The 20425-nt window shown below is 71.9% G+C and carries 21 protein-coding genes; 14 read left to right on the top strand and 7 right to left on the bottom strand.

Going from position 1 to position 20425, the window contains the following annotated elements:
• The first annotated feature begins 6 nt into the window (after window positions 1-6).
• Window positions 7-1182, top strand: coding sequence for a DUF998 domain-containing protein (locus tag M3147_RS09905; RefSeq protein WP_251203293.1), 1176 nt, complete (start codon window positions 7-9; stop codon window positions 1180-1182).
• 50 nt (window positions 1183-1232) lie between these two features.
• On the opposite strand, the gene M3147_RS09900 is transcribed toward M3147_RS09905, so the two are convergent.
• The 3 genes from M3147_RS09900 to M3147_RS09890 form a co-directional block, all read right to left on the bottom strand.
• Window positions 1233-2528 carry a thioester domain-containing protein gene (locus tag M3147_RS09900; RefSeq protein WP_251203292.1) on the bottom strand — a complete coding sequence of 432 codons (1296 nt, stop codon included), beginning with the start codon at window positions 2526-2528 and terminating at the stop codon, window positions 1233-1235.
• Window positions 2529-2633: 105 nt separating this feature from the next.
• Window positions 2634-3047 carry an arsenate reductase ArsC gene (locus M3147_RS09895; RefSeq protein WP_251203291.1) on the bottom strand — a complete coding sequence of 138 codons (414 nt, stop codon included), beginning with the start codon at window positions 3045-3047 and terminating at the stop codon, window positions 2634-2636.
• A 37-nt stretch (window positions 3048-3084) separates the two neighbouring features.
• Entirely contained in the window at window positions 3085-4434 is a 1350-nt protein-coding gene (locus M3147_RS09890) for an NAD(P)-binding domain-containing protein (protein ID WP_251203290.1), read from the bottom strand.
• A gap of 85 nt (window positions 4435-4519) precedes the next feature.
• Here M3147_RS09890 and M3147_RS09885 point away from each other — a divergent pair, with 85 nt between their 5' ends.
• Window positions 4520-4879: an ArsR/SmtB family transcription factor gene (locus tag M3147_RS09885; RefSeq protein WP_251203289.1), complete on the top strand. Its 360-nt coding sequence runs from the start codon at window positions 4520-4522 to the stop codon at window positions 4877-4879.
• Window positions 4880-4942: 63 nt separating this feature from the next.
• Here the strand turns inward: M3147_RS09885 and M3147_RS09880 are convergent, their stop codons facing one another.
• Window positions 4943-5344, bottom strand: coding sequence for an SHOCT domain-containing protein (locus tag M3147_RS09880; protein ID WP_251203288.1), 402 nt, complete (start codon window positions 5342-5344; stop codon window positions 4943-4945).
• 183 nt (window positions 5345-5527) lie between these two features.
• Between M3147_RS09880 and M3147_RS09875 the strand changes: the two genes are divergently transcribed.
• From M3147_RS09875 to M3147_RS09850, 6 genes are all read left to right on the top strand, one after another.
• Entirely contained in the window at window positions 5528-6334 is an 807-nt protein-coding gene (locus M3147_RS09875; protein WP_251203287.1) for a mechanosensitive ion channel family protein, read from the top strand.
• Between the two features lie 25 nt (window positions 6335-6359).
• Entirely contained in the window at window positions 6360-7664 is a 1305-nt protein-coding gene (locus M3147_RS09870) for an ion channel protein (protein WP_251203286.1), read from the top strand.
• A gap of 11 nt (window positions 7665-7675) precedes the next feature.
• Complete coding sequence (locus M3147_RS09865; protein ID WP_251203285.1) at window positions 7676-9361, top strand: SulP family inorganic anion transporter; 1686 nt, start codon at window positions 7676-7678, stop codon at window positions 9359-9361.
• A gap of 70 nt (window positions 9362-9431) precedes the next feature.
• On the top strand, window positions 9432-10856 hold the full coding sequence (locus M3147_RS09860) for a DUF1254 domain-containing protein (protein ID WP_251203284.1): 1425 nt from the start codon (window positions 9432-9434) through the stop codon (window positions 10854-10856).
• Window positions 10853-11524, top strand: a complete 672-nt coding sequence (locus M3147_RS09855) for a GAP family protein (RefSeq protein ID WP_251203283.1) — start codon at window positions 10853-10855, stop codon at window positions 11522-11524. The genes M3147_RS09860 and M3147_RS09855 overlap by 4 nt, the downstream gene beginning before the upstream one ends.
• Complete coding sequence (locus M3147_RS09850; RefSeq protein ID WP_251203282.1) at window positions 11524-12672, top strand: AI-2E family transporter; 1149 nt, start codon at window positions 11524-11526, stop codon at window positions 12670-12672. Before M3147_RS09855 ends, M3147_RS09850 begins: the two co-directional genes overlap by 1 nt.
• A 20-nt stretch (window positions 12673-12692) precedes the next feature.
• Here the strand turns inward: M3147_RS09850 and M3147_RS09845 are convergent, their stop codons facing one another.
• Entirely contained in the window at window positions 12693-13016 is a 324-nt protein-coding gene (locus tag M3147_RS09845) for a hypothetical protein (protein WP_251203281.1), read from the bottom strand.
• 96 nt (window positions 13017-13112) lie between these two features.
• On the opposite strand from M3147_RS09845, the gene M3147_RS09840 reads away from it, so the two are divergent.
• From M3147_RS09840 to M3147_RS09830, 3 genes are read left to right on the top strand one after another with little or no spacing between them, the layout of a single operon-like run.
• Window positions 13113-13307, top strand: coding sequence for a hypothetical protein (locus M3147_RS09840; protein WP_251203280.1), 195 nt, complete (start codon window positions 13113-13115; stop codon window positions 13305-13307).
• 24 nt (window positions 13308-13331) lie between these two features.
• Window positions 13332-13766 carry a DUF6325 family protein gene (locus tag M3147_RS09835; RefSeq protein WP_251203279.1) on the top strand — a complete coding sequence of 145 codons (435 nt, stop codon included), beginning with the start codon at window positions 13332-13334 and terminating at the stop codon, window positions 13764-13766.
• Window positions 13767-13775: 9 nt separating this feature from the next.
• On the top strand, window positions 13776-14135 hold the full coding sequence (locus tag M3147_RS09830) for an SHOCT domain-containing protein (protein WP_251203278.1): 360 nt from the start codon (window positions 13776-13778) through the stop codon (window positions 14133-14135).
• 114 nt (window positions 14136-14249) lie between these two features.
• On the opposite strand, the gene M3147_RS09825 is transcribed toward M3147_RS09830, so the two are convergent.
• A complete protein-coding gene (locus M3147_RS09825; protein ID WP_251203277.1) occupies window positions 14250-16592 on the bottom strand; it encodes an arylsulfatase in 2343 nt (780 codons plus the stop codon).
• 162 nt (window positions 16593-16754) lie between these two features.
• On the opposite strand from M3147_RS09825, the gene M3147_RS09820 reads away from it, so the two are divergent.
• From M3147_RS09820 to M3147_RS09810, 3 genes are read left to right on the top strand one after another with little or no spacing between them, the layout of a single operon-like run.
• Window positions 16755-17939, top strand: coding sequence for a type III polyketide synthase (locus M3147_RS09820; RefSeq protein ID WP_251203276.1), 1185 nt, complete (start codon window positions 16755-16757; stop codon window positions 17937-17939).
• Between the two features lie 11 nt (window positions 17940-17950).
• Window positions 17951-18694, top strand: a complete 744-nt coding sequence (locus M3147_RS09815) for a methyltransferase domain-containing protein (RefSeq protein ID WP_251203275.1) — start codon at window positions 17951-17953, stop codon at window positions 18692-18694.
• Complete coding sequence (locus M3147_RS09810; protein ID WP_251203274.1) at window positions 18687-19958, top strand: FAD-dependent oxidoreductase; 1272 nt, start codon at window positions 18687-18689, stop codon at window positions 19956-19958. The genes M3147_RS09815 and M3147_RS09810 overlap by 8 nt, the downstream gene beginning before the upstream one ends.
• A 15-nt stretch (window positions 19959-19973) precedes the next feature.
• Here M3147_RS09810 and M3147_RS09805 read toward each other — a convergent pair whose 3' ends face one another.
• On the bottom strand, window positions 19974-20408 hold the full coding sequence (locus tag M3147_RS09805; protein ID WP_251203273.1) for a nitroreductase family deazaflavin-dependent oxidoreductase: 435 nt from the start codon (window positions 20406-20408) through the stop codon (window positions 19974-19976).
• Between the last annotated feature and the right edge of the window lie 17 nt (window positions 20409-20425).

Genomic DNA, 20425 nt, shown 5'->3' with positions numbered 1-20425 from the left:
GGCGCCATGAGTACGACGCAGGAGCAGCCGGCACGTCCGAAGCCCCGGCAGCATGAAGATCCCGTCTCGTTGCGGGCCGCGCTGCGGCATCCCGCCGAGAGTGCCGAATCGCTGGAGTCGGTGGCGCTCCTGATCGGCAGCGCGTTCTTCGTCGTCGGCGGGCTCGTCGCCCTCGCCTTCTTCTGGGGGCGCGACCTGCCGATCGCGGGCGGTCAGGGTTCGCTCGGCGAGTTCGTCGGCATCGCGGGGGCGGTCGTCGCGGTCGTCGCCTTCGTGCTCGGCCGGGTGCTCGTGCGGCGCACCGCCAATCCCGCGCTCCGCCGGGAGATCGGCCGGGGCCTCTCCGTGCCGGGCGCTCGCCTGCACTGGTTCGACGTGGCCGCGCTCGCGATCGCGCACGGGGCGATCGCGCTGCTCAGCTGGTTCGCGCTCGCCACGGTGCTCGAGTTCTGCTTCCGCGACGCGGTCGTGTTCACGCTGCCGGGAGCTGGGCTCGCCGCGGTCGCGATGGCGCTGACCGGGTACATCTGCTTCCTCTCGGCGGCCCGGATGACGCCGATGCTGCTCTCGCTCGTGCTGGCGGTGTTCCTCGTGGTCGGTGCGCTCGCGAGCATGCTCTCCGCGAGCGATCCGCACTGGTGGAAGGAGAACCTCTCGGCGCTCGGCATGACCAACGACATCTCGGCGATGGCGTTTAACCTGACGCTCATCGTCGCCGGCGCGATCGTCACGATCATCGCGCGGTACGCGACGGCGACGCTGCCCGCCGGCAATCCGCCCGACCGACGGGGCCGTGACCTCGTGCGGCTCGGCCTGGTCCTCATCGGCGTCTTCCTCGCCTGCGTGGGGATCTTCCCCGTCGACCGTTTCTTCCTGCTGCACAACACGGTCGCGACCGGCATGGCGGTGTGCTTCGCGGCGATCGTCGTGTTCCTGCCCTGGCTCATCCGCACGGTGCCGCGGGTGTTCGTCGGCCTCGGCTACGTCTACGTCGTGGTGATCGTCGTGATGGCGGTGTTCTTCTTCACCGGGTACTACAACCTGACGGCGGTCGAGCTCGTCGCCGCCTGCCTGATCTTCAGCTGGATCATCGTCTTCCTCCGCACGGCCGGCGCGGCGGGCGGAGTCGCGGGCGACGAATCCCCTGCCCTCGAGGCGGACGCGGGAGTCGCGACGAGCTGAACGCCCGGCCGAGGGGCGGGACCGCAGGGCGGCCCGCCCCTCGGACGTGATCAGGCCAGCTCGCGCCGGCCTCGCTGCAGCCGCCGGATCAGCATCACCAGCGTGCCCGCGGCGAAGAGCGCGACCGCTCCGAGCGCCGGGAGGAGGGGGTCGGCGCCCGTCTCCGCGAGCCGACCGTCCGTGTTCGCGACCGGGGCGGCGTCCGCCGTGCGCGGAACCGGGGCCGGGTGCTCCGGCGTGCCCGTCGGCGGCGTGCTCGGGGTCACCGGCGTTCCGGGACCGGCCGGCGTCGGCGGAGTCGACGGGGTGCCCGGCTCCTCGGGCCGCTCGGGCGGAGTGTGGCCACCGAGCCAGGACAGCGCGGCGCTCGCCTCGACCGAGCTGCGCCCGCTGTCGGCGATGATCAGGGTCTGCCGACGCACGGCGGGGTCGGCCGAGCTCAGCAGGAGGCCCTCGTGCGCCACGCCCGTGAGCCGCGCGGTCAGGGTGGCCGATCCTGCGGCAGCGTCGGCGGGCACATCGAGGAACAGTGCCGTGTCGCGAGGCGGCGCGGTCGGGTCGACCGGTGTCCCGTCGGCCGTGACGAGCGGGTCGTCCGACGAGCTGCTGAGCAGGAGCTCGCCCGCTGTGGCGGTGATCGTCACCGGGCCGACGAGGCTCCCGGCGTCGCCCTGCTGCACGGCGGGATCGAGGGTGAGCTCGGGCAGCACCGACTCGGCGAGGCCGACATTGGCGTCGCCCGTGAGGTGGTCGACGAGCGCTTGCACCCGCTGCGCGGCGGGGGAGGCGACGTCGATCCCGCCCCGCGTCGCGAGGCCGCGGTATTCGAACGCAGCGGGGGCCGGCGCGGCATCCGTGAGCTGCCAGATCGCCACCTGCGTGCCGGTGATCGCCTCTTCGCGAGTGAGGCCGGGGAGGCCGGTGGCCGCGGCGTACTCGGAGAGCGACAGGGTCGGGTACGAGTTCGCGATGATCCAGGAGACCTGTTCGCGCACTCGCTCGTCGGTGGCGAACCGGTTGTCGCCGGGGAAGGTGTCCCAGCCGCCGACGGCGAGACCGTCGCCGAAGCCGGCGGGAACGAGGACCTCGATGCAGTAGGCGAACAGGTCGGGCTGGTCGCCGGGACGGGAGTAGAGCGCGAACAGCTGCGGGAACGCCCGCGAGCCGCTCCAGGCGATCGGATGCCCCATGCGGGACTCGCTCCCCGCGCCGAGGCGCGGGTAGCCCTCGGTGGCGTCGTCGGCCCGCGCCGGCCCCGCGGGCAGGACCGAGAGCGAGGCGAGCAGGGCGAACAGGGCGAGGAGCGCGACGAGCGCGCGCATCGGTAGTGAGAGTATCGGGTTCATAGCGGGCAAGGTAGCGGAGGTTGGCATTTGGGATGCCAGACGTGCTCAGCGTCTTGCCAGGTTTTGCGGGTATGCGCCACGCCTCGTCGCGGAAGCGTGGTGCGTTCAGGCGACCAGCGTGGGGTCGAGCTCCTCGAGCAGCGCGCGCACCCGTCGCTTGATGTCGTCGCGGACTCGGCGCACCGTCTCGAGGTCTTTGCCCGCCGGGTCTTCCAGCTCCCAGTCCTCGTAGCGCTTGCCGGGGAAGATCGGGCAGGCGTCGCCGCAGCCCATCGTGATGACCGCGTCGGCCGCGCGCACGTCATCGGTCTGCAACAGCTGCGGGACCGCCTCGCTGATGTCGATGCCCTCCTCGCGCATCGCCTCGATCGCCGCGGGGTTGATCGCGGTGCCCGGTTCGGAGCCGCCGGATCGGACGTCGACCCGGCCGCCGGACAGGGCTCGGGCGTAGCCGGCGGCCATCTGGCTGCGGCCGGCGTTGTGGACGCAGACGAAGAGGACGGTGGGTCGGGTGCTCATGGGTCAATGCTCTCTGATTCGGGTGAACGGATGGATGCTACGCGCAACTCGAGGGCGCTGCGGGGCCGCAGCACGAGGTGCTCGCGCTCGCGGACTCACCGATGCTCGAAGAGCACACGCCGGTCGCGGGCAGGACGAGTTCGACGTGCGCGGCGGCGGCGTGGTCGCCGGCCAGGTGCGCGACGATCGAGCGCACCTGCTCGTAGCCGGTCGCCAGCAGGAACGTCGGGGCGCGCCCGTACGACTTCATGCCGGCGAGGAAGAAGCCGGGCTCCGGGTGCTCGAGCTCCACGAAGCCGTGCGGCCGCACGGTGCCGCAGGAGTGCACGTTCGGATCGATCAGCGGCGCGAGCCGTCGTGGTGCCTCGACGACCTCGTCGAGGGAGAGCCGGATCTCGCGGAGCAGGTCGAGGTCGGGGCGGAATCCGGTGGCATTCACGATGACGTCCGCCGTCAGCTCTCTGAGGGTGTCGCCGCGGCGACCGACGAGGGTGACTCGGTCGCCCTGCCGACGGAGCCGCAGGGTCTCGAATCGATCGACGAGCCGGACCTGCCCGCCGGCGACGAGTTTCTCGAGGCGTCCGCCGATGGAGGCACGTGCGGGCAGCTCGTCGTCGGGGGAGGAGCTCACTCGGACGGCGGAGCCGGTGCGGATGACCCAGGTGATCGTGGTGTCCGGCGCGGAGCGTGCGAGCTCGGCGAGGGCGAGCAGCGTGTTCGCGGCCGAGTGCCCGGCGCCGACGACGATCGTGTGGCGGCCGGCGAACCGTTCGCGTTCGCGTCCGAGGACGTCGGGCAGTGCGTGGGAGAGGAACTCCTGCGCCTCCTCGGCCCCGAGCGGGTCGAGCCCGGACGACGCCAGCGAGTTCGGGGTGCGGTAGGTGCCGGAGGCGTCGAGCACGGCCCGGGCCCGGATCTCCGCCGCTCCGTCGATGCCGGTCACGCGGAGCAGGAAGGCGGTGCGCTCGCGTCCGCTCGTGCGGGTGCGGTCCGCGCCGTCGCGACTGACTGCCGTCACTCGCGCGCCGGTCGTGAGGTGGTCGGCGATCGCGGGCAGTGCGGCGAGCGGGCGAAGGTACGCGTCGACGAGCTCGAAGCCGGTCGGCAGGCCATCCTCCTTCGGGGCCGCCCAGCCCGTGGCTTCGAGGAGCCGACGCGACGCCGGGTCGACGAGGTGCCGCCACGGCGAGAACAGCCGGGTGTGGCCCCATTGGCCGATCGAGGCGGCGATGGAGTCGCCGGCCTCGAAGATCTCGAACGGGATGCCGCGTTCGGCCAGGTTCGCCGCGGCCGCCATCCCGATCGGGCCGGCGCCGATGATCGCGACCGGGAGCCCGTCGAGCGGATCCGCGCGCAGGCTCGGGGTCGTGAGGTCGGTCAGGGTCACGGGTGCCTCCTCGGCATCGAAGAACATCGATGCAGCAAGCATCCATCCCATATCGATGAATGTCAATATGGCGTAGGCTGGGGTGATGGCCGACGTCATCGAGCTGCCCGTGATCCAGCAGGAGTCCTGCTGCGCCCCCGCGACGAGCGCGCCGATCACTCCCGAGCAGGCCGCGAGCACCGCCGCCCTGTTCAAGGCGCTCGGCGACCCCACGCGCGTGCTGCTGATCTCGATCGTCGCCGCGGCGGACGGTCAGGAGGCGTGCGTCTGCGACCTGACCGAGCCCACCGGGCTCTCGCAGCCGACGGTCTCGCACCACCTCAAGATCCTCACCGAAGCCGGCTTCCTCAGCCGGACCAGGCGCGGCAGCTGGGCCTACTACGCCCTCGTCCCCGGGTCGCTCGAGCGCCTCGCGAGCCTGCTCGCCGAGCCCCGCGCCGACTAGGCCGCCCGCACCGACGACGGGGCCGGATGCCGCTCGGCATCCGGCCCCGTCGTCGGTGCGCGATCAGCCCTGGTGGGCGAGCGCCTTCGCCTTCAGGAGGTCGTACTCCTGCGGCGTGATGGTGCCCGAGTCGAGCAGGGCCTTGGCCTTGGCGATCTCGTCGGCGGGGCTCGCCGAGGTGCCGGCGGCCTGCCGGATGTACTCGGCCGTCACCTGCTGCGCCTGCACGGCGTCCTTCTGCGCGCGCTCGGCCATGCCGCGGCCGCGGGCGATCAGATAGATCAGCGCCGTCACGAACGGGAAGAACAACAGGAAGATGATCCAGACGGCCTTCCACCAGCCGTTGAGCTGGTGATCGCGGAACAGGTCGGTGATGATCGCGATGACCGCCCAGAGGTACGCGAAGAACGCGAAGATCCAGATGGTCCACCAGATGATGTCCCAGAAGCTCTGCCAGAAACTCATGAGTGAGCCCTTCCGATTCGAGGATCGCGACCGCTGCCGCGGCCGGAGGGAGCACTCGGGCTCGCATCGCGGACTGGCCCGCGTTCCCCCCGGATGATGCTTCCGTCTGCACCATAGCGCGCTACGGCGTGTCGTGTCAGTAGTCCTTCCAACGCGCTACGCTCGGCCGCAAGGGGGGATCGCATGGCGGAGTGGGTCGCGTCGCTCGACATCGACGGCTGGAGCCTGCTCTTCGCCGCCCTCTCCCTCGTCGCCGGCTGGGTGCTCTCCCGGCTCGCCCGTCGAGGCCTCACCCGGCTGCTCGCGCGTCTGCCCTCGCTCGGCGAGGCGGTGCGCACCGCGATCGTCCGCGTCGTCGTGTACGCGCTCATCCTCCTCGGCGTCGGGGTCGCGCTCGGCTTCCTCGGCGCCTCCGTGCAGCCCCTGCTCGCGATCGCCCTCATCGTCGCCGTCGTCCTCGTGCTCGTGCTGCGCGGCATCGCCGACAACTTCGCCGCCGGCGTCGTGCTGCAGACGCGCCGGCCGATCGAGGTCGGCGACGTGCTCACGAGCGACGACATCGAGGGCGAAGTCGTCGAGCTCAACGGGCGCGCGGTCGTCGTGAAGACCTTCGACGGGCGCATCGTGCACCTGCCGAACGGTGCCGTGCTACAGCAGCCCCTCGTCAACGAGAGCGCGCACGGGGCCCGGCGCAGCGAGGTCGAGGTGCGCGTCGGCGCAGCGGCGGACGGGATGCCCGAGGCCATCACCGAGGCGGTGCGCGCCGTCGAGGGCGTGCACCAGCGGGAGCGCGTCGACGTGCTGAGCCGCAGCCGCTCGCCCGAACGCCAGATCTACCGGGTGCGCTTCTGGCATCACCCGAAGCACGGCACGACCGTCAGCTCCGCCGTGGTCGACTCGCTCGCCGAGGCGCTGGCCGGGCGAGGCATCCCCGCGACCGTGACGAGCGATCCGCCCGCCGCGCCGCTCACCCCGCCGTTCCAGACCTGATCGGCGCGATCGGAAGGAGCCGAGCATGCAGGCCACCCCCGCTTTCGAGGCGCCGGGCACTCCGACGGTGCGCCGACTGCTGCTGCTCTCCATCCCGGCCCTCGTCATCGGCATCGTCTCCGCCGTCGTGCTCTGGCTCGTCGACCTGCTCGCGGAGCAGCTGCACGTGGTGCTGTGGGAGCTGCTCCCCGGGGCCTTCGGCGCCGACGCGGCGACCCCCTGGTGGATCCTCGTCGTGCTCACCGCCACGGGCGCGGCCGTCGGCCTCGTCGTGCAGTTCGTCCCGGGGCACGCCGGCGTCGACTCGGCGACGACCGAGCTCGACGCGCCGCCGATGCCGATCCTCGTCGTGCCGGGCCTCCTCGTCGCCGTGACGCTGAGCCTCGCCGGCGGGGTGAGCCTCGGCCCCGAGAACCCGATCATCGCGATCAACACGGCCCTCGCGGTCACCCTGCTCGCTCGGTCGAGCAAGGCCGTGCCGCAGCAGCTCGTCGTGTTGCTCGCCGTCTCCGCGACCATCGGCGCGCTGTTCGGCACCCCCGTCGCCGCCGCCCTCGTGCTGACGGGGACGGTCGCCGCGGTGAAGGCCGGGGGCGCCCTCTGGGACAAGCTGTTCCTGCCGCTCGCCGCCGCCGGCGCCGGCGCGGTCACGATGCACCTGCTCGGCGGCTCCTCGATCTCGTTCACGGTATCCCCGATGGGCGAGGTCGAACCGGTCTTCGTGCTCACGGGCCTCGTCATCGCCGCGGGCTCGGCCCTCGCCGGCATCCTGGCCGCCTGGCTGCTGCCGATCCTGCACCGGGCGTTCCACTCGCTGAAGCACCCGCTGCTGTACACGACGCTCGGCGGGCTCGCGCTCGGCGTCCTCGGCATGATCGGCGGCCCGATGACCCTGTTCAAAGGCCTCGAGCAGACGGGGGAGCTGATCGAGCATCCGGAGCGGTACGCCCCCGCCCAGCTCGCGCTCTTCGCGGGCATCAAGATCGTCGCGCTCGTCGTCGCGGCCGCGGCCGGCTTCCGCGGCGGCCGCATCTTCCCGGCCGTGTTCATCGGTGTCGCGCTCGGACTCCTGGGCTATGCGCTGATCCCCGGGGTGCCCATGTCGCTCGCGATCGCCTGCGGGGCGCTCGGCATCGTGCTCGCGGCCACGAAAGACGGCTGGATCGCGATCTTCGTCGCCGTCGCTCTGGTCGGGGACCCCCTCGTTCTGCCACTGTTGTGCGTGATCGTGCTGCCGGTCTGGCTGATCGTCACGAAGGCGCCCGAGCTCGTCGTGCACCCGCGCGGACGTTCAGGCCCCGAAGCGACGGCCGCCCCGGCGGGATCGTGAGGGGGGATCACGTGCAACGACCATTGGCCGGACTGACGCGCCACAACCTCGTCCGCGAGCTCGTCGCGGGCGTGACGCTCATCGCCATCGCCATCCCGCTGAACATCGGCTATGCGCAGATCGCCGGGCTGCCGGCGACGGCGGGGCTCTACGCGCTCATCGTGCCGACGGTGGTCTACGCGCTCACCGTGTCGAGTCGGCAGCTCATCGCGTCGCCGGATGCCGCGGCGGCCGCCCTCGTCGCGAGCTCCATCGGCGGCCTCGCCGTGGCCGGCAGCGACGACTACGCGACGCTCGCCCTCGCCCAGGCGGTGCTCTGCGGCATCATGTTCCTGCTGCTCGCCGTATTCAAGCTCGGCTTCCTCGCCAACTTCCTCTCGAAGCCGATCCTCGTCGGCTTCGTCGGCGGCCTCGCGCTCGACATCCTGGTCAGCCAGGTGGCGAAGATGCTCGGCGTGAAGATCGATTCCGGCGGTGAGTTCGTCGACAAGGTCGCCGGCCTCGTCACCGGCTTCGGCACGACGAACCTCGTCTCGCTCGAGATCTCCGTGCTCTCGGTGATCGTGCTGCTCGCCGGCAAGCGCTTCCTTCCCATGGTGCCTTGGGCCCTCGTCGTGCTCGTCGTCGCGACGGTCGTGGTCGTCGTCGCGAGCCTCGACGACGCCGGCGTCTCGGTGCTCGGCGAGGTGCCCGCCGGGCCGCCGGCGCTCACCTGGCCCATCGTCGACTGGACGACCTGGCTCATGCTGATCCCCTCGGCGATCGCGCTCACCCTGGTCACGACGGCCGAGGGGCTGCTCGTCTCCCGCTCCTACGGGGAGAAGCGCGGGTATCCGACGAACCCGAACCGGGACCTCTTCGCCTTCGGCCTCGGCAACCTCGCCGCCGGCGCCTCGGGCAGCTTCGCCGTCGGCTCCTCGACCTCCCGCACCGCCGCGATGGACCAGGCCGGTTCGCGCACCCAGCTGCCGTCCCTCGTGCTCGCCGTCGGCACGCTGCTCCTGCTCCTCTTCGGCACAGCGCTGCTCGCCGACATCCCGAGCCCCGCGATCGGGGCGATCGTCGGCGTCGCGATCCTGCCCTTGCTCGGCATCCGCGACTTCATCGGGCTGTGGAAGGCCGATCGCTTCGAATTCGTCGTCGGCGCGGTCTGCTTCCTCGTCACGCTCTTCATCGGCTCCATCCCCGGCATCGTGGTGGCCTTCGTGCTCGCGCTCGTGAACCTCGCGAAGCGGGCCGCGAACCCGGCCATCGACGTGCTCGCGTCGAGCGGCGAACCGACGGACTCGCTGCTCGACGAGGCGCCGAAGGGGCAGGTGACCGCACCCGGCGTCGTCGTGGTCCGGCTCGCCGCTCCGCTGTTCTTCGCGAACGGCTCGGTCTTCAGCGACGCGGTGAAGCGGGCGGTCGAGCGCGCTGAGGCGGCCGGCAACGGGCCGGTGCGCCACCTCGTGGTCGACATGGAGGCGGTCACCGACGTCGACGTGACGGGCGCCGAGAGCTTCGAGGCGCTGCTGGCCTGGCTCGAGCGAGCGCACATCGACCTGAGCTTCAGTCGGGTGCGACCGGACGCGAAGGCGCGGCTCGAGCACCTCGGCCTGCTCGGTGACCGGGCGAGCTACGAGACGAACCGCGCGGCGCTGGCGGCGCTCGCCGGCGACACGGCGCAGGCCGCCACCGAGCACGGCGGCGCCTGAGCCGACCGAGACCGAGATCGAGACGAAGGACCGGGGGGACCGAATGGCCATGGAACAGGCAGCGAAGAGTATGAGCGAGCGAGAGCTCGCCGAGGCGGTCGAGCGGCTCAGCACACCGGGCGAGCTCGACACCCCGTTCGGGAGGATCGAGCTCTTCGACGGGGTGCCCCTCGACGCCAGCGTCGCGACGCTGTACGACGGGCTCGACCTCATGCGCGCCGTGGAGGCGTTCCTCAACGCGATGCCCGGGGCCTCGCTGGTGGCGCTGCGCCGCGGCCTGCGGGCGGCGGGCCTGACCGGCCCGGACGTCATCGGCATCACCGACCCGCGCGCGAACTCGGGCGGCCTGTACCTCACGCCGAACACCGAGACGACCTACGGGACGACCTTCCTCGACCTCCGCGCCTGGGGGCCGACCGTGATCGAGGCGCCGCCGCAGTCGCTCTGCGTCGTCGACGACTTCTGGTTCCGCTACGTCGCCGACATGGGCATCCCCGGGCCCGACCGCGGGGCCGGCGGCAAGTACCTCTTCCTGCCGCCCGGCTACGACGGCGAGCGCCCGGAGGGCTACTTCAGTTATGAGAGCCCGACCTACGCGAACTGGGTCGTGCTGCGCGCGCTCGGCGGGGTGCCGGCGATGGAGCAGACCCGGATCTACCCGCTCTCCGAGGCCGACGCCCCCCGCGAGAACGTCTTCGTGAACATCGCGGGTGCGAAGATCAACACGGTGCACTCGAACGACGCCGAGTTCTTCCGCGAGATCGACGAGCTCGTGCAGGAGGAGCCCGTCGAGGCGCTCGACGTGGAGCGAGCCGGCCAGCTGGCCGCCCTCGGCATCGTGCACGGGCAGCCCTTCACCCCCGACGCGCACCGCCTCGGCATCCTCGACCGGGGGGCGAAGCTCGGCGCCGCGATCGCCCGCGCGCTCGTCTACAAGCCGCGCGATCCAGCCGCGTTCTTCTGGGAGGGCGTCTCCTGGAAGAACGCCTTCGTCGGCGGCAGCTTCGAGTTCCTGCGGAACGGCGCCCGGCTCCTCGACGCGCGCACGCAGTTCCACTACTTCGCCACGGTGATCACCCCCGCGATGTCGCATGCGGAGGTCGGCGCCGGTTCCGCCTACGCCTACACGGCGGAGGACGCCGAAGGGAAGGTGCTCGACGGCGGAGCGACGTACTCGCTCCGCATTCCCGCGGACCCGCCCGCCAAGAACTTCTGGTCGATCGACCTCTACGACACCCAGACCCGCTCCCTGCTGCAGGTGCCGTCGACGCCCCACCCGGCGATCTCGAGTCTCGACGGCACGGTGCAGGCGGAGGAGGACGGCAGTTTCGTGCTCCGGTTCGGCCCGACGGCGCCCGACGGGCACGAGTCGAACTGGATCCAGACGGCGCCGGGCAAGAGCTGGTTCCCGATGCTGCGGCTCTACGGCCCGCTCGAACCCTGGTTCGACGGCAGTTGGCGGCTCCCCGAGGTGAAGAAGGAGGCGCACGCATGAACGGCGTCATCGGCAGCACCCTGCCGCTCGCCCTCGGTATCGCGATCAGCCCGATCCCGATCATCGCGGCCATCCTGATGCTGCTCTCGCCGAAGGCGAAGGGCACGAGCGTCGGCTTCCTCCTCGGCTGGGTGCTCGGCATCGTCGTCGCGGTCGTCGTGTTCACCCTGCTCGGCGCGATCATCCCGGCCTCCGACCCCGACGCCTCGAAGCCGATCGCGGGCACCATCCAGATCGTGCTCGGGGTGCTGCTGCTGCTCCTCGCGGTGAAGCAGTGGCGTTCGCGGCCGACGGGCGGCGCCGAGCCGCCGATGCCGAAGTGGATGTCGGCCATCGACCAGCTGAACGCCGTGAAGGGCGCCGGGCTCGGCTTCCTGCTCTCCGCGGTGAACCCGAAGAATCTCCTGATGGCGGTCGCCGCCGGGGTCACGATCGGCACCGCGGGTCTCAGCGGAGGCGAGTCGACCCTCGCGATCGTGATCTTCACGGTCGTCGCCGCCTGCTCGGTCGCCGTACCGGTGATCGCCTACCTCGTCGCCTCCGCGAAGATGGCCGGTCCGCTGGAGTCGCTGCGGCACTGGCTCGTGCACAACAACGCGACCGTGATGGCCGTGCTGCTCCTCGTGATCGGCGTCGTCGTCATCGGCAAGGGGATCGGGCAGTTCTGATGAGCGCCCCGCCGCCCGCGCCCGCCCTGCCGCCCGCGCCGCCGCCCGCGCCCGCGCCGCCGCCCGCGCCCGCGCCCGCCTCGCCGCTCGAGCCCGCCTCGCCGCCCGCTGCAGCGGGCGGACTCGCGCACGGCACCCGGGTGCTGCTGACCCTCGCCGCCACGGTCGTCGTGCTCGCGGGGGTCTGGATGGCGCGCGACGTGCTCGCCCCCGCGGCGGTGGCCGCGGTGGTCGTGATCATCGCGCACCCCGTGCGCTTCCCCCTCGAGCGGCGGGGGTGGCCGAGCTGGCTCGCGACGACCGCGGTGATCGTGGTGGCGTATCTGATCCTCGCGGCGCTCGCGCTGCTGCTCCTCGTCGCCTCGGCCCAGTTCGTGGCGATGCTGCCGGACTACGCCGACGAGCTGCAGCGCACGGCGACCGAGATCGCGGGCTGGCTCGAGTCGCTCGGCGCGACGGATGCCACGGCCTCCGCCGCGGCATCCGCCCTCGATCCGGCGACGCTGGTGCCGATCGCGGCCTCCATCGCCGACGCGGTGCTGGGCTTCGCGACGGCGTTCTTCTTCGTGCTGGCCTACGTCATCTTCATGGCGGCGGATGCCTCGGGCTTCCGCCGCGGCGGCGCGGTGTTCGGCGGCGGCGTGGGCGACGTCGTCGCGGGCCGGTACTTCATGGGCGTGCGCCGCTATTACGTCGTGAACGCGAGTTTCGGCGCCGTCGTCGCGGTGCTCGACGGGCTGCTGCTGTGGGCGCTCGGCATCCCGGCTCCGCTTGTCTGGGCGATCCTCGCCTTCGTCACGAACTTCATCCCGAACATCGGCTTCGTGATCGGCGTGATCCCGCCCGCCGTGCTCGCGCTCGTCGTCGGCGGCTGGCCGCTCGCGCTCGTCGTGGTGCTCGCCTACAGCGCCATCAACGTGGTGCTGCAGGTGCTCGTGCAGCCGAAGTTCGTGAGCGACGCCGTCGGCCTCAGCCTCACGCTCACCTTCTTCTCGGTCGTGTTCTGGGCGCTCGTCATCGGGCCGATCGGGGCGATCCTGTGCATCCCGCTCACGCTGCTCGTGCGGGCGCTGCTCGTGGAGCCCGATCCGCGCGCCGCAGTGCTGCGCCGGCTCTCGGGGGTTCCGCCCGAACGCGAGCGGGCCTAACCGAATTCTCCCGCCCGAGACTAGTTCTCGATAAATTGGCCGATCGGGACCGAATCACCAGCGTTCGGATCCTCTCCGATGAGACGGAGCAGGGAAGTTGTGCGTGGTTCTTGGAACGCTCCGACCGGCTCCGGATCCATTTCGGCGAAGACCTCGAACCGGCGCCCATCGGCATGAAGATCGACCCAGCGGAGCACCTCGTTGACGTCGCGGATGTCGGTGAGAACATACGCGTCCAAACTCCACGCGGCCCCGGGAGAATTGCGCTGCCAGAAGTTCACCCGGAACACTGGGGATTCAACAGAATCCCGGGGCTCCGCGTGGACCGTCTTGAAGGCGTGCACGACCTCTATTCTGCCTCTCCGGCATTTGCAGCGGGGGAGAGAGCGCCTTCATTCACCGATGGGAACAGCCGCACCGTGCGGGCGCTCGGGCAAGCGATGCTTCGCAATGAGGTCGCCCGCTCGGTCGTCGTGCCCGTCTCGGCCGGTCTGCTCACGGATATCGCCGCCTATCACGCCGCGCTCATCGCGTACCGTGCAGGTGACCCGAAGCCGATCGTGGAACAGGTGGGCCGGCTGCCGCGGCCGCTGCGCCGGCTCTCGGGGGTTCCGCCCGAACGCGAGCGGGCCTAAGCTCACGGACAAAAGGGGGGATTCATGGCGGAATTCGAGTACGGCCCGGTCGAGATCGTGGTCGTGGCACTGCAGAACGAGCGGCCCTCGGGCGGCACGCTCGACGCGCTGGCGGAGCTCGTGGAGGCCGGGCAGATCCGGTTGCTCGACGCGCTGCTCGTCTCGCGCGATCAGGACGGCGGTCTCGAGGCGATCGAGATCGAGGATCTCGGCGACGAGCTCGACGTGACCGCGCTCGAGCTGCCCGCGAGCGGGCTCGTCGGGCACGACGACGTCGCGGAGTTCGCCGAGACGATCGAGCCCGGCACCTCGGCGGTGCTGCTCGCGGTCGAGCTCGTCTGGGCCAAGCGGCTCGCCTCGCGCTTCGCGGAGGCGGGCGGCGTCGTGCTGGAGTCGGTGCGGATTCCCGCGCCGGTCGTGAACCAGGTGCTCGCCGAGGCGAGCACCGAGGCGGAGTAGGAGGCGGCGATGCCGTTCATCAGGCGAGTCGGACGCCCGGGGCTGATCGGCCTCGCGGCGCGCACCGCGGTGGTCGCCGGCACTGCGACCGCGGTGTCGGGCGGGATGGCCCGGCGCCAGCAGGAGAAGGCGCAGGAGCAGTACGAGGCCGAGCAGTACCAGGCGGCTCAGCAACAGGAGGCGATGCAGCAGGCGGCGGCGCAGGCGGCGGCCGCGCAGGCACCCGCAGCTCAAGCGGCGGCGCCCGCCGGGGCCGCGGCTCCCGGCGTCGACCTCGTCGGCGAGCTGCAGAAGCTCGCGACGCTGCAGCAGCAGGGGCTCATCTCCCCCGAGGAGTTCGCGGCCGCCAAGGCCAAGCTCCTCGGCTGACCCGGAGCCACACGCAGGGTTGCCCGACTTTCATGAAAGTCGGGCAACCCTGCGTTGAATACCGAGTTGCCCGACTTTCATGAAAGTCGGGCAACTCGGTGTTTCAGGCGGTGATCACTCGCGGGCGAGTGCGGCGAGCGCCTCAAGCTCGAGGTCGAGGTACTGCTCCTCGCTCACGTCGACCGCGACGCCGAGCAGCTCGCCGCCCTCGAACGGGAACGGGTTCGTGTACTCGCTGCTGACGGCATCCGCGCTGTCGTATCCGACGCAGAGCCCGTCGCCGCAGAGCGTGAACTTGCCCACCTGTGCCCGCATCGGCCCCTCCGCGACGACCTGGTCGTCGACGTAGAGCTTGCAGGTGCCGATCGACTCGCCGTGCTCGCCGGCCGACTCGCGCACGAACTCCATGCCGAGCGCGTGGTCGCCGGGCTCCAGCGCCTCCGAGACGAAATGCTGCTCCGGCGGGATGCCGAGGAAGTTGTACACGTAGTGCAGCTTGCCGTCCTTCAGGAACAGGGAGTGCCCGCCGAAGCGCGAGCCGTGCGCGAAGATGACGCCCCTCGTGCCCGCCTCGACGCGCACGTCCGCGATGATCTTGAACGAGCGGCCGCGCACGTTCACGGCCACGCTCTCCGGCACGGCGCCCGTGTCCGGGTAGTACACGTAGCGGGTGCGCGGCGGTTCCGCCTGCGGGCGCTCGATCGTCAGCTGATCGCGGGCCGAACGGTCGTCGAGCGGGAGCACGAAGCTCTTCTCGGCCTCGGCGAACCAGGCGTCGATGAGCTCCTGCAGCTTCTCGGGGTGCTCGGCGGCGAGGTCCGTCGACTCCGAGCGGTCGGCGTCGACGTGGTAGAGCTCCCAGCGATCTTCGTCGAAGCGGCCGTGCCCGGTCAGCGGGGCGTGGATGGCGGCCGCTTTCCAGCCGTCCTTCCAGATGCCGCGCGTGCCGAGCATCGCGTAGTACTGCACCTGCTTCTCGGTCGGCGCGTCGGGGGCCGCGTCGAAGCTGTACTTCATCGAGACCCCGTCGAGCGGGCGCTGCTCGACCCCGCGGAACACGCTCGGGAACTCGATGCCGATGACGTCGAGGATCGTCGCAACGATGTCGGTGGAGTGGTGGTACTGGTGACGCACCTCGCCCTTCGCGCGGATGCCGGCGGGCCAGTGCACGATCATCGGGTCGCACGTGCCGCCCGAGAATTGCGAGTACCGCTTGAACATCTGGAACGGCGTCGAGAACGCCGCCGCCCAGCCCGTGGGGTAGTGGTTGTAGGTCTCCGGGCCGCCGAGCACGTCGATCTTCGCGAGGTTCTCGGCGAGGTCGTCGGGGAAGCCGTTGAAGAACTTGTTCTCGTTCACCGAGCCGTCCGGCGAGCCCTCGCCGGACGCGCCGTTGTCGGCGCAGTAGAAGATGAGCGTGTTGTCGAGCTGACCGGATGCCTCGAGGTAGTCGACGACGCGGCCGATCTGCGCGTCGGTGTACTCGCTGAAGCCCGCGAACACTTCGGCCATGCGGCTGAAGAGCCGCTGCTCGTCGGCGGAGAGCTCCGCCCACGGCTTCACCCAGTCGGCCGGGTTGGCCTGGTCCTCCGGCATCGGGTTGAACGGGGTCAGCTCGGTGCCCTCGGGCAGGATGCCTCGCTCGACCATCCGCTCCAGCACCCAGGTGCGGTAGGCGTCGTAGCCGTCGTCGAACTTGCCGCGGTACTTGTCGATGTACTCCTCGGGCGCGTGGTGCGGGGCGTGGTTCGCGCCGGGGCAGAACCAGGTGTACCAGGGCTTCGAGGGGTTCGAGGACTTCTGGTCGCGGATCATCCGGATGGTCTGATCGGCGAGATCCTTCGAGAGGTGGTAGCCCTCCTCGGGGGTGTACGGCGGCTCGATGAAGCGGTTGTCCTCGACGAGGTCGGGGTACCAGTTGTTCGTCTCGCCGCCGAGGAAGCCGTAGAAGCGGTCGAAGCCCATCGCGAGCGGCCACTGCGCCTTGCTGCCGCCGGCCGAGACGTCCTCTTCCGGGACGTTGTGGTTCTTGCCGACCCAGAACGTCGAGTAGCCGTTCTGCTGCAGGACTTGGCCGATGGTGGCGCATTCGTCCGGGATGTGGCCGGAGAGCCCCGGGAAGCCGTTCGTTCCCTCCATGATGTTGCCCATGCCGTTCACGTGGTGGTTGCGGCCGGTGAGGAACGTCGAGCGCGTCGGCGAGCAGAGCGCGGTCGTGTGCCACTGCGTGTAGGTCAGGCCGTTCTCGGCGAGCCGGTCGAGCGTCGGCATGTTGATGCGGCCGCCGTACGGCGACCACGAGGCCATGCCCGTGTCGTCGTACAGGATGACCAGGATGTTCGGAGCCCCCTCGGGCGCCTTCGGCTGCTCGTACGGCGCCCAGTCGGCCACCGCATCGCGCACGTCGAGTGCGATCTTTCCCGAGAACGCCGGCTTGCCTGTCGGCTCGTTCGCCATGGATCCCCCCGGATGCCAGGCGGCCGCGCGGCGCGGCCGCAATCTGTGCGGCGGCGTCGCCGCACTGCCCACGCTACTGACGGATGCCTCGCCTGGGAAGAGCTTCCAACCGGAGCACAACCCCATGGTGCCCGGCTCGACCCGGCACCTAGACTGCGGACCATGCGCGTCACCCTGAGGGGCCTTTCGACCGTCGTCCCGGCGACGGTCCTCGTGCAGCCCGAGGTTCGCGACGTGTTCGCCGCGCAACCCGGCCTGAACCGGCTCGGCCAACGCATCGTCACCACGAGCTTCGACGTGTCGGGCATCGAGACCCGGCACACCGTGCTCGCCGAGCTCACCCGCGCCGCGCGCTCCGATGAGCCGGAGTTCTACGACGCGGCGAGCGGCGAGCTGCTGCTGCCGGGCACGAAGGCGCGCAACGAGCTGTACATCGAGCACGCCACCCGGCTCTACCTCGAGGCGGGGGCCGCGGCGATCGCAGCGACGCCCGGACTCGAGGCCGCCGACGTGACGCACGTCATCACGGTGAGCTGCACCGGCTTCTACGCCCCCGGACCGGACTACGTCCTCGCCCGCGACCTCGGCCTCGACCCGGGGGTGCAGCGCTACCACCTCGGCTTCATGGGCTGCTACGCGGCGATCCCCGCGCTGCGGTTGGCGAGCCAGCTCTGCGAGGCGGATGCCGACGCCGTCGTGCTCGTCGTCTCGGTCGAGCTCTGCACGCTGCACCTGCGCGCCTCGAACGACCCCGACACGATCGTCGCCTCCTCGCTCTTCGCCGACGGCGCGGGGGCCGCCGTCGTGAGCACCCGCGAGCCCGAGCCCGGCGAGCCCGCCTACCTGCTCGACGGCTTCGCCACCCGGATCACGCCGGTCGGCGAGGGCGACATGGCCTGGAAGATCGGCGACCACGGCTTCGAGATGGTGCTCTCGACGGCCGTGCCGGCGATCATCGACGCGCACATCACCGGCGCCCTCGAACCGTTGTTCGCCCAGGAGGACGGGCTCGCGGCCGCGCTCGCCGCGGATGCCTCGAGCGAGGCCGTCGAGCACTGGGCCATCCACCCCGGCGGACGCAGCATCCTCGACAAGGTGGAGGCGCGGCTGGCGCTGAGCGAGGCGCAGCTGGCGCCCGCCCGCGGCATCCTCCGCGAGTACGGCAACATGTCGAGCGCGACCGTGCTGTTCGTGCTGCGGCGCATCCTCGACGGGGCGGCCGCGGCGCGGCCGGGCGCGGACGGCGAGGTGACGGCGCGGCCGGCGATGCCGGGGGAGCGTGTCGCCGCGATGGCCTTCGGCCCCGGCCTCACGGTCGAGTCCGCCCTCCTCACCGTGGCCGGCTGAGCAGGCCTGCGATGGGCTGGTGGCGCGAGCTCGGCAGCCGGGACGCCGACGCGGTCGAGCTGATGGACGATCCCGACTGCGACGGCGACACCCTCGCCCGCACCTACCTCCGCTTCACTCCCGTGAACCGGGCGGTGTCCGCGCCGCGCGAGCGCTACCTGCGGTGGATCCGCCCCCGGCTCTCGCCCGCCTTCGAGACCCGACTGCTCGACGTCGGCACCGGCGCGGCCGATCTGCCGCTGCTCTGGCTGCGCTGGGCGGAGGCCGACGGGCTGCGTCTCCGGGTCACGGCGATCGATCCCGACCGCCGGGCGCTCGCGTTCGCGGAGGCCGCCGGCGCCGGGACGCCGGGGCTCACCCTGCTCGACGCCACGACCGCGGAGCTCGCCGCGGCGGACGAGCACTTCGACCTCGTCTGCTCGAACCACGTGCTGCACCACCTCGACGGGCGGGAGTTCGGCGCGCTGCTCGCCGACTCGGAACGGCTCGCCGAGCTCGGCGGCACCGTCGTGCACGCCGACCTCGAGCGCAGCCGGCTGGCCTATGCGGCGTTCGCGCTCGGCACGCTGCCGTTCGAGCCGAACCTGCTGCGCGGATCCTTCATCCGCGCCGACGGGCTGACCTCGATCCGACGCAGCCACACCGCCGCCGAGCTCGAGGCGATCCTGCCGGCGGGCTGGCGGGTGCGACGGGCGTTCCCGTCGCGGCTGGAGCTCGTGTGGCAGGCGGATGCCGCGGGGCGCTCGCGTGTCTGACGGGGCTCCCGTTCGTGGCGACGTCGTGATCGTCGGCGGCGGGCCGGTCGGGTTGCTGCTCGCCGTGCTGCTCGCACAGCGCGGGCTCGAGCCCGTCGTCGTCGAGCGCCGCACCCGCATCGCGACCCGGCCGAAGGCGGTCGGCGTGCACGCGCCCGGCTGGCGGGTGCTCGAGGCCGCGGGGGTCGCCGAGCGGCTCGAGTCGAGCAGCGTGGCGATCACCGGCGGCGAGGTCGAGTGCGACGGGAGGGTGCTCGGCCGGATGCGCTTCCCCGGCGACGCGGCGGTGCGCTCCGTGCCGCAGCACCTCGTCGAGGTTGCGCTCGAGGCACGGCTCGCGGAGCTGCGTCCGGGGGCGCTGAGGCGCGGGGCGGAGGCGGTGGCGGTCGTCGCGCCGGCCGGCGAGCGCGCCGCGCCGGCGGGGGTCCGGGTTCGCCTCGCCGACGCGACGGAGCTCTCGGCCGACTACGCCGTGCTCGCGGACGGGGTGCGCAGCCGACTCCGCGCCGAGCTCGGTATCGCCTGGCGGCTGCGCCGCGGGAGCGCCCGCTACACGATGGCGGACGTCACCGGGCCTCGGGCGGGCGGCGTCGCCGCGGGGTCCGAGGCGTCCGCCCGGCTCTGCTTCGAGCGGGGCGGGGTCGTCGAGGCGCTGCCGATCCCCGGCGGCCTCCGCTGGGTCGCGCACCTGGGGCGGCCCGGTCGGTCGCGTTCCGGTTCCGCTCCGCACGACTGGCCGGATGCCGCGGCGTTCGCCTCGCTCGTCGAGGGCCGCGTCGGAGTGCGCCTCGCCGGCGACGTCGAGCCGAGCGGTTTCGTCGCCCGGCAGCGGCTCGCCACGCGCTTCGCGGCCGGGCGGGTCGCGCTCGTCGGCGACGCGGCGCACGAGATCAGTCCGATCGGCGGGCAGGGCATGAGCCTCGGCTTCCGGGATGCGGAGGAGCTCGCCGGAGTGCTCGCCGCGGTGTCGCCGGCCGGCGGGGCGTCGGGCGCGGGCGCCGACGCGGCGGTGGGCGGGGGCGCCGGCGGGACGGTGGGCGCGGGCCCGGCGGTGGGCGCGGGCGGCCCGGCGCCCTTCGGCCCGTACGAACGTCACCGCCGCCGGGCGGCGTCCCGGGCGATCCGCCGGGCGGCGTTCAACATGGCGATGGGCGGGCCGGCTCGAGGCATCCGTCTCGCCCTGCGCAACCTCGCCGTGCGCGTGCTCGCGCTGCCGCCGGCGCGCGCCGCACTGGCCCGCGTCTTCACGATGCGCGGGCTGTGAGGCGGCGCGGCGGGCTCAGGCCCGGCTGAGCACGAAGACCGGGATCTGCCGGTCGGTCTTCTCCTGGTAGTTCGCGTAGTCGGGCCAGGCCTCGTTCGCCCGGGCCCACCACTCCTCGCGCTCGGCGCCCTCCACCTCGCGGGCGAGGTAGTCGTGCTTCTCGTCGCCGTCCTGCAGCTCGACCTCGGGGTGCGCCTTGAGGTTCCAGTACCACTGCGGATGCTCGGGCGCGCCGCCGCGCGAGGCGACCACGGCGTACTCGCCGTCGTGCTCCACCCGCATGAGCGCCGTCTTGCGCAGCTTGCCGGACTTCGCGCCGAGCGTGGTCAGCACGATGATCGGCCGGCCGCGCAGCTCGTTGGCCTCGGCGCCGGCGGATGCCTCGAAGACTTCCGCCTGCTTGCGCGCCCACTCGGATGTGCTCGGTGCGTACTCGCCGTTCAAAGGCATGGAGGTCCCCTTCGTCG

The sequence above is a fragment of the Agromyces mediolanus genome (assembly GCF_023715325.1).
GTDB classification, from domain to species: Bacteria; Actinomycetota; Actinomycetes; order Actinomycetales; family Microbacteriaceae; genus Agromyces; species Agromyces mediolanus_A.
This window is presented reverse-complemented; position numbering and strand designations above follow the sequence as displayed.

Excerpts from the sequence above, each read along its gene's own strand:
- M3147_RS09805 (WP_251203273.1), bottom strand. The coding sequence starts at position 20,408 with ATGCCTTTGAACGGCGAGTACGCACCGAGCACATCCGAGTGGGCGCGC.
- M3147_RS09840 (WP_251203280.1), top strand. The coding sequence starts at position 13,113 with ATGCTTCGCAATGAGGTCGCCCGCTCGGTCGTCGTGCCCGTCTCGGCC.
- M3147_RS09820 (WP_251203276.1), top strand. The coding sequence starts at position 16,755 with ATGCGCGTCACCCTGAGGGGCCTTTCGACCGTCGTCCCGGCGACGGTC.
- M3147_RS09900 (WP_251203292.1), bottom strand. The coding sequence starts at position 2,528 with ATGAACCCGATACTCTCACTACCGATGCGCGCGCTCGTCGCGCTCCTC.
- M3147_RS09855 (WP_251203283.1), top strand. The coding sequence starts at position 10,853 with ATGAACGGCGTCATCGGCAGCACCCTGCCGCTCGCCCTCGGTATCGCG.
- M3147_RS09885 (WP_251203289.1), top strand. The coding sequence starts at position 4,520 with ATGGCCGACGTCATCGAGCTGCCCGTGATCCAGCAGGAGTCCTGCTGC.
- M3147_RS09850 (WP_251203282.1), top strand. The coding sequence starts at position 11,524 with ATGAGCGCCCCGCCGCCCGCGCCCGCCCTGCCGCCCGCGCCGCCGCCC.
- M3147_RS09815 (WP_251203275.1), top strand. The coding sequence starts at position 17,951 with ATGGGCTGGTGGCGCGAGCTCGGCAGCCGGGACGCCGACGCGGTCGAG.
- M3147_RS09860 (WP_251203284.1), top strand. The coding sequence starts at position 9,432 with ATGAGCGAGCGAGAGCTCGCCGAGGCGGTCGAGCGGCTCAGCACACCG.
- M3147_RS09875 (WP_251203287.1), top strand. The coding sequence starts at position 5,528 with ATGGCGGAGTGGGTCGCGTCGCTCGACATCGACGGCTGGAGCCTGCTC.
- M3147_RS09830 (WP_251203278.1), top strand. The coding sequence starts at position 13,776 with ATGCCGTTCATCAGGCGAGTCGGACGCCCGGGGCTGATCGGCCTCGCG.
- M3147_RS09905 (WP_251203293.1), top strand. The coding sequence starts at position 7 with ATGAGTACGACGCAGGAGCAGCCGGCACGTCCGAAGCCCCGGCAGCAT.
- M3147_RS09895 (WP_251203291.1), bottom strand. The coding sequence starts at position 3,047 with ATGAGCACCCGACCCACCGTCCTCTTCGTCTGCGTCCACAACGCCGGC.
- M3147_RS09880 (WP_251203288.1), bottom strand. The coding sequence starts at position 5,344 with ATGAGTTTCTGGCAGAGCTTCTGGGACATCATCTGGTGGACCATCTGG.
- M3147_RS09825 (WP_251203277.1), bottom strand. The coding sequence starts at position 16,592 with ATGGCGAACGAGCCGACAGGCAAGCCGGCGTTCTCGGGAAAGATCGCA.
- M3147_RS09870 (WP_251203286.1), top strand. The coding sequence starts at position 6,360 with ATGCAGGCCACCCCCGCTTTCGAGGCGCCGGGCACTCCGACGGTGCGC.
- M3147_RS09835 (WP_251203279.1), top strand. The coding sequence starts at position 13,332 with ATGGCGGAATTCGAGTACGGCCCGGTCGAGATCGTGGTCGTGGCACTG.